The following is an 8,341-nucleotide window of genomic DNA, read 5'->3' on the forward strand; positions in this document are numbered from 1 at the left end:
CTTCATTTATTTTACCAAAAAAATTTACTCTTGTCAAGCTTAGTTAACATTATAATTCTATTCTATTTAAAAGAGTTCGAAAGACTGTGTCCATTATGAAAATAAAAAAATTTTAAAGGCAGTTTTTTTTTGAGAGCCTCCTTTTAAAAAAATACAAAAGGGTACAATACAATCCTCTGCGTTTGAAGTAACTGGCAGAGAAACACTCTGAATTACTTTGGGATAACCTTATTAAACCCTTTATTTGTTACGAACTAAATTTTTTACCCACTATCTGTGAGGAGTTATAGGAAACTTTATAGGAGAATGCGTTTATTAACAAAAGCTAAATATTGATTCCGCTACAAGAGCTCGTTCTTGCAAAACGCAGAAGAAATCTTTTAAAAAAAAAACAAAACATGAATCGCTCTAAAGATAAATTTTTAAATATATTTTAGTCTTATTCAGAAACCAACTCCTAATTCTCAATCCTCCATTGACCAAATTCATCTTTACAGGCGCGTCCATAAGCCTCCTGTCTTCGTCCATCAATGATAACAATGGTTTTGTATTCTCTGCATCCTGTGGAATCTATCACGCTGGGTTGTACCATGCATCGGGCATTTTTAGTGGAGCTCTTCCAGGTCTGAACTTGCCCGGATTCTAAAGCGTAGACAGTAGAATTTTTAACTTCTCGTTGTTCTTTAGGATCTAATTGAGAACCAATCATACTTCCAAGCGCTCCTCCAAGAACGGCACCTACTGCCGTAGCAATAACGCGTCCCCGACCTTTTCCAATAGTAGACCCCAGAAATCCTCCAGTAGCGCCGCCCAAAATAAGCCCCCCCATTTGGCCTAATTTAGGAGAATTTTGAGGATCACATCCCAACAATCCCACTACCATCAGTGTAAAAACCCATGCTTTCTTAATAATCATTTTTTCAACCTAAACACATATTCTATATGCTTTTTAGGATAAAGCACCTGGATCTATTTAGCAAGAGATAAAGAAGTTTACGATTTACTCCGCTTCAAAACGATTGTCCCCATACAAACAGAAAATTCTGGGTTTGATCCCAATCCTGGCGTTGTACAGGTTTTGAAAACAAAAAGCCAATATTTCCCATCATAGGCAATGTCCATATTAATCCTACACCACAAGACGCGCGATTTTGAAAGTTCGGGCTTAAAATATACGCATTATTATCTTGTTTTCCAAAAATAGAGTTCCATAAAGATCCTGTATAAGCGAACACCACTGCTCTTAGAGGAGTGTCTTTAGGAATACCTAAAAAACCTAATCCCCAGTATAATTTTGCTGACGCAGTGTAGTAGCATCGTGCAAACAATGCATCTCCTGTACGCTCGTCCCGAGGTCCGAGCCCAGAAAACCGGAAGCCTGGAAAAGAAAATAAGCCTAGTGTAAATTGGTCTGAAAAACGCATATATCCCATCTTGTGGATAAATCCACCCTGAGCTTCAAATTTCAAAAGTAATGTTTTCTCGCTATTCAAAGGAATATAGTGAGTAGCCATAATAATATTTTTAAGACATTTTACTTCCCCTCCTACGCCATGAAGAACAGTACTCCATTGAACTCCACTACCACTGACGTATTCCCCATTTTCAACGTTGGTCTTGCCATATTCTAATTTATGCTCCACAGAAGCATTTAAAATATTATATTTACCTTGCATATTAGACCAAATATAAGGGGACATATAGGGAGAAAAGTGACTGACATGATCTGCGTGAATACTGTACCCCCAAAACTGAGAAAGGGTTTGGGACAAAGGGTACCGGGCATAGACATCCGCACCACCAGCACTTTGTTTATAGGCGCCTTCTCCAGAAAAACTTCCTTTCGTCGTACTTCGAAATCGATTGTAAAATAGTGTTCCTCCCAGAGTTAAGTTTCGACCAAAACTAAAAGGGTTTGCCATACCCACCCGAAAATCCATCCCATGCTGCGCAACCATGGCACTTAAATTACCGTACAAAGCACGTCCAAATAAGTTACGTTCTTCCAACCCAATTTGGCCAATAATTCCATCTTGTGTACTGTATCCGCCAGAAAATTTTACATCTCCCGTTCCTTTTTCTTTCACTTCCAGTGTGACATCTTGAATTTTAGGATCTGCAGAAGCCACCGGTTTAATATCTATGGATTCAAAAAAATCCATGCTTTCTAACATTTCTTTAGAACTATTCACTTTGTTCATACTTAGAGGATCGCCTTCAGAAAATTTTAACATACGACGAATAATTTCATCATTTGTCGCGTAATTTCCCTTCACAAACACTTTTCCTGCATAGACTACTGGCGCTTTACACGCAAGAAAACATAAGGAGACTTCTTTACGAAGCTCATTTTTGTTAATCACTGGACGCACTTCTAGAAAAGATAATCCTCGCATCTCAAGCTCTTGTGCCATGCGCGATGCAACTTTTTCAGGCATTTCTGCATTAAAAACGCTCCCTTTTTTCAATGTAATGTGAGTTTCAAGACCATCCAAGTTTAAATTTTTAAGATCACTTTTAATCTTTATATCAGAAATACAGTATTGAGGACCTTCATGAATAAAAAAAGTGATATAGAAATGCTCTCTGTTTTTTGCTAACTGGGTATGAGCTGTCACTCGTACATCCAAATAGCCGTTTCTATAATAATGTTTACGCAGCAAGTCACAGTCATATTCTACTCGAGCTTTATCATAACATTCTGCTGGATCTCCAAGAATACGCCACCAACGATCTTCTAGACTTGTAATGACATCTCTTAAAGCACTTTCGCTAAACCCCGGATCTTTAGCGTCCATCAAAAAACGAATTTGTTTATTATAACTACGGTGCCCTTCTTCAATATGAAAAATAATATTAACACGATTTTGCTTTAAGCGTTGAATTAAAGGGCGAACCTTGACTGCGTAATATCCTTTATTACTGTACAACTGAACCACACGCTTCACTTCATTAGACACAGATTCTTTGGAAAAAATATCTCGGGGCTGTAACGTAGACTCCTCTTTCAAGTCTGAGCGCGATATCTTATCATTCCCTTCAAAGCGTACTTCTGCAATGGAAGGATTTTCTTGAACTCGTACTGTCAATACACTATTCTCTAAAAAAACAGACACTTCCTTAAACAATCCACTGTTAAAGAGATTTTTAACAAATACATCTAACTCTGCTTGAGTACAAGACGTATGTTCCGGAAGATGATCCAAAATGGCTTGACGGTCTACACGACGTATACCCACGACGTTTACTTCACGAATAATTTTTTTATCTTGAAGAGAATCTACAGAAGTTTCCGGAAAGAGCGCACCGGTTTTTTTAGGGAGCATATCAGGTTTTGCGGGACGAAAAGACTCTAAAGCTTCCGGAGCTACTTGATTACTGTAAAAATCTCCTTCTGTTTCGGATTCAACTTCTGCGCTAGAGGGAAGCGGGGGGAGCGCTGCTCCAGAATCTATATTATTAGAAGAATTTCCAGGTTCAGAAGAAGGAGCCGTATTTTTAGGTTTCACAAGAACTTTTCCTAAAGCAGGTTCTCCCCCTGAATTACTAGGCGCTTCTATAACTGGCTCTACGGAGGCAGAAGGAGGATTTACAGAATCTACAGAACATACTTCCTGCGTAACAAGCAGTCCCCACAGAAATACAACGTTTAGGGGCTTCAAAGTAATTTATATCTCAAGCATATCTTAACAAGAGTATGCATCTAACCAAGAAAAAATACAAGACTTTTTCAAAAAAAATGAAATTAGAATAAAGTTTAGTCAGCACAAAGATAATTTATTTTTATATTTGTAAAAATATCTAGATAAAAAAAATTCTAAATGACTTTTTTCTTATTATACATTAAGAAATATGTGAATTCTTTTTGACATACACTTTTTGTTTAGGACCACCACGATAGAGAATAGGATTTTTAGAAATTTTGCCAGAACCCTTACGATGATAAAATTTTTCAATTAAAGCGCGTACTTTATTATCTCGTGCTGTACGGGTCGGCGCTCCAGTGAGCACAACAATTACTGGACGGTGATGTCGCATAGTAAACGTAGATAAATTATATCCCGCATGGGAGGTATATCCAGTTTTTCCCATACGTAATCCTTCCACTTTTCCCAATAAGCGATTAGTATTTTGATACACTCTTCCTTTATAGCAAAAAGTTTTTCCACCCAAAAAATGACCATATCTGGAAAATCTAAGCCAAATAGCCCGCATCAGCAAAGCAATATCTTTTGAAGACGTAACTTGATCCGGATCATGCCAGCCAGAAGGATTTTTAAACACTGTGTTTCGCATTCCCAAGGTACGTGCATAATAATTCATCATTTTTACAAAATTTGGAACATTACCTGCTAAATTTTCTGCGATCATTGTCGCCACATCGTTACAAGAAGAAACACATACAGCTTGAATGCACTGCTCTACTGTTAACTTTTGTCCTGGTTTAACCCAAAGCTTGGAAGGAAGACATTGACTTGCATGATGAGAGACCGAGAACCAGGTATTAAATTTGATCTTTTTTTTTGAGAGCGCGTCAAAAGTAATAAATAACGTCATCAATTTTGCTAAAGACGCAGGAAAAATCCGGGATTCTGTATTTTTTCCCTCAATAACAGCACGCTTTATTGGATCTAGTACAACGTAACAAAAAAGTTTCTTTTTTGCAAAAACTTCAGGACTAGCCCATACTGTGATGGCAGCATACACCCTCCAACTTATTCTCACGGTTCAACCACTTACTTTTTATCACTTCACTATTTTATATTAAACAGCGTATGCCTTCCAGTAGGCAATTTTTTTTTTACAGTTTAGGAAGAAAGTGAAACACGCTTTTAAAGAAATAATATTCTGTCGGAGTAGCGGGATTTGAACCCACGACCCTCACACCCCCAGCGTGATGCGCTACCAAGCTGCGCTATACTCCGATGCATTGTTATTATAACTTTTTTTTAAGCCAGAAACTAGAGAAAATTCTGCAATTAAAGGTTTTAATATTTCATAGTAATTCAAGCATAGTGATTTTAAGCTAGAAAAAATTTTTAAAATTAATAAATGAAAAGTATTTTATTTAAAAGATGAAAGAGGAATCAAGAAAAAATTTCCATTCTCAGAAAATTTTTTTTAATAAAACGGAACTCCAAGATAAAAGCTACGCTCTTTTTTTAATGAGTGAAATTATAACGTAAAACTCCAATTGATATTGTAAAAAAATATATGTATAATTTTTTCTTAGAAAATCATATCGGTAGCTTCATACAAATGTTGTTAAAAGAAAAAAAAGGCCTAATTTTAGGGGTTGCCAATCGAGAATCCATTTGCTGGGGAGTAGCAAAAAAAGCTTCAGAAGAAGGAGCTGAGTTGATTATCACCTATCAAACCGATACATTAAAACGTAGAGTAGAGCCCTTGGCAAAAACATTAGAAAAGGCTTCTATTTTTCCTTGCGATGTAGAAAATTCCGATCAAATTACTCATCTTTTTCAACACATTCGAAGTACCTGGGGGAAACTAGATTTTATGTTGCATGGTGCAGCATATTCGGACAAACACGCGCTTACAGGAAAATTCTTGGATACCACAAAGGAAAACTTTACCCGTACTCTAAATATTTCTTGTTTTTCTTTTATCGAAATGGTAAAAGAAGCCGCTACGCTGATGACTGATGGAGGCAGCATTGTTACCCTATCTTATTACGGTGCAGAAAAAGTTATTCCCCACTACAACGTTATGGGAGTAGCTAAAGCTGCATTAGAGTCCAGCGTGAGATATTTAGCAGCAGATTTAGGTTCCCAAGGAATTCGCGTCAATGCGATTTCTCCAGGACCTGTGCGTACCCTTGCAGCCGCAGGAGGCATTGATGGGTTTCGATATATTTTAGATTGGACCGTTCATAACGCTCCTTTGCGTACGGGGGTAAGTCAAGAAGATGTAGGGAACGCGGCATTATATTTTTTTAGTCCATTATCTTCAAAAGTTACAGGAGAGATTCATCATGTTGATTCTGGCTATCATGTAATTGGCATGAAATTAGTGGATGCACCAGACATTACAAAAAGTGCTTAGAAGTTTTTCTGAGAAAATTATAGGGCTTGTATGAAAATAGGCGTAATCATCCATCGTATTGGAAAAAAAATTCGTTTAGGACTCAATCGTTTATTCATCCTTGTAGGTTATACAGTAACCTTCGTTTTAGTTGTGGTTTTTTTTCGTCGAGGATTGCCTTCGGCTCCCACTCGAGTTTTAGTTTTAGAACATAGTACAGATCTTCTGGATCGAGGTTCCTGTTTTGAGACCTGGAAATTGGCACTTTATCGTGGATTAACGGATCCTTACCTTGAGCGCATCGTAGTCCACTTGGACACGGACATGAGCATAGCAGACGTTCAAGTGTTTAGAGGACTTTTTCAAAAACTGAAAGCGCAGGGAAAAAAAATCGTATGCTATGCCCAAGCTATTGGTACATTAGGAGAAGTTGGGCTTTCTGGGTATTATTTGGGCTCTTGCGCCAATCAGTTTTATCTTGGTCTATGTGGTCATATCATGTTAGAAGGAGCGAGCATAGAGCGTTTATACTTCGGAAAATGTTTAAAAAATTTAGGAATAAAAAGCAATTTTGTTGCTCAAGGGGAATACAAATCCGGACCCGATGGGTTTACACGTTCAAATATGTCCGTACAAGAAAAAGCCATGATGCATCGTATTTTAACCCGCTGGCATGGTCAGATTATAAAAAATTTAATAGAGGACAAACGTCTTAAGCCTAGTGTACTAAAAGCTGGAATGATTGATCTCACATGCTCCGCCCAGGAAGCAAAAAAATTAGGATGGGTTGATCAACTAGCATCTTGTTGGAGTCAAGTAAAGCATCAATATTGTCCTGATGCAGAAAGTTCAGATGCGAAAACATACATTCAAAACAAAAAAAATATTTGGACTTGGGGTTACTCTAAGCTTCTACATCGCCACCATATTGGGGTATTGCGTATTGAGGGCGAATTAGGGAGTACGCTGTTGAATACCCAACAATTTTGTGATCAATTGGTGGAGGTGTCACAAAATCCTGCAATAAAAGCGGTATTTATTCTTTTAAATACTCCAGGAGGAACTTCTTCCGCGGCAGAAGCATTGCGTTACGGCGTGATGTGTTGTCGTATTGCAGGCAAGCTCACAGTCATTATCATGGAAAGTGTGGCAGCGTCTGGAGGATATTGGATTGCTTGTGCGGGAGAAAAAATTTGGGCTCAACCTGCTACACTCACGGGGTCTATCGGAGTATATGCAGGAAAATTTGATGTTCAAGAGGCGTTAGCTCATTGGGGAGTAGGATTTGGATTTGTCGGCTTGGGAGCAGGTTCTAGTGAAAGTTTATACACCAGCTGGGATCAAGAACAAAGAAAACGTTGGGAAAAAGTTACATCTTTTGGGTATGAACATTTTCTTTTATTGGTTGCGGAAGCACGAGGAATGAGCAAAAAAACAGTACACGCATTGGCTCAGGGTCAAGTTTGGACAGGAGAGGAAGCAAAAGCTCTAGGACTTGTAGACAATTTAGGACATTTTTCCGATGCACTAGAATGGGCGAAGAAAGAAAAAAGCACTCTAAAACACTTGGAGTATGTAGACTATACTCCTGGTCCACGCTATTCTTTACGCTGGATTGTGTCTGCTCTGAAAGATCAAGTTTCAAAAATATTGACTGAAATATGTAAAAAAAGTCAGAAGCTTTACACGTTAATATATCCGTAACTAAAAAAGGTACACCATTTCTCCCGATATCAAAATATCGATGAGAAAAAATCCTCCTTTTTCATTAGGCTAGACCAGTATACTGTTACTTTTAAGGAATTGATGCTTTCTTTTTTTTACTTGGCTGCACAGAACTGATGTCAATTGATTAAAGAAATAAACAGAGATGAAGCAGAACAGAAGTGGGTAGAAGCGGTCAGCCCTCGCAAAAAAGAATTCATGACTTTAATAAAAAGTGAACGTTTTGTTTAGACTCTATTTTTAATAATGTACTGGGTGATATATTAATATTACTTTCCGCCATCAAGACAAAAAGTTCATACTCTTTGAAGCGCCTGGGAACGTTATTAAGCCAAGAAATGTGTGCTCCACGCCCAATTTTTTGCCAAAATAAGCCCCCCCCCTTGAGTCAAGCGCCCCGATATCTCACGTGTGTGCTTTAAGACATTTTTACCGGTATCCGCACAAACATCTTTAAGCCTTGGATCGTTTCTTAAAGCTTCTTGAAAGACAGAACAGGCTCCAGCCGTATTATCAATATGGGCTTCCTAGACTTTAGTGTGCAAAAGATGACTGTATGTGTCTGTTAGACTAT

General features: G+C 38.0%; 5 protein-coding genes and 1 tRNA gene. 2 read left to right on the forward strand and 4 right to left on the reverse strand.

Annotation, left to right across the window (positions count from 1 at the left end; genetic code table 11):
• Positions 1-457: 457 nt before the first annotated feature.
• The 4 genes from HCUR_RS09770 to HCUR_RS01475 all read right to left on the reverse strand — a co-directional run bounded on the left by HCUR_RS09770 (position 458) and on the right by HCUR_RS01475 (position 4,925).
• Positions 458-916 carry a glycine zipper 2TM domain-containing protein gene (locus tag HCUR_RS09770; RefSeq protein WP_104206430.1) on the reverse strand — a complete coding sequence of 153 codons (459 nt, stop codon included), beginning with the start codon at positions 914-916 and terminating at the stop codon, positions 458-460.
• Between the two features lie 94 nt (positions 917-1,010).
• Positions 1,011-3,662, reverse strand: a complete 2,652-nt coding sequence (gene bamA / locus HCUR_RS01465; protein ID WP_104206431.1) for an outer membrane protein assembly factor BamA — start codon at positions 3,660-3,662, stop codon at positions 1,011-1,013.
• 181 nt (positions 3,663-3,843) lie between these two features.
• Positions 3,844-4,725, reverse strand: a complete 882-nt coding sequence (locus tag HCUR_RS01470; protein WP_104206432.1) for a D-alanyl-D-alanine carboxypeptidase family protein — start codon at positions 4,723-4,725, stop codon at positions 3,844-3,846.
• A 126-nt stretch (positions 4,726-4,851) separates the two neighbouring features.
• A tRNA-Pro gene (locus HCUR_RS01475) sits at positions 4,852-4,925 on the reverse strand.
• 289 nt (positions 4,926-5,214) lie between these two features.
• Between HCUR_RS01475 and HCUR_RS01480 the strand changes: the two genes are divergently transcribed.
• Both HCUR_RS01480 and HCUR_RS01485 read left to right on the forward strand, forming a co-directional pair.
• Positions 5,215-6,063 (forward strand): enoyl-ACP reductase FabI, encoded by an 849-nt coding sequence (locus HCUR_RS01480; RefSeq protein WP_165780620.1) that lies wholly within the window; start codon positions 5,215-5,217, stop codon positions 6,061-6,063.
• A 30-nt stretch (positions 6,064-6,093) separates the two neighbouring features.
• Positions 6,094-7,746 (forward strand): S49 family peptidase, encoded by a 1,653-nt coding sequence (locus HCUR_RS01485; protein ID WP_104206433.1) that lies wholly within the window; start codon positions 6,094-6,096, stop codon positions 7,744-7,746.
• Positions 7,747-8,341 lie beyond the last annotated feature (595 nt).

The sequence above is a fragment of the Holospora curviuscula genome, assembly GCF_002930195.1.
GTDB classification, from domain to species: Bacteria; Pseudomonadota; Alphaproteobacteria; order Holosporales; family Holosporaceae; genus Holospora; species Holospora curviuscula.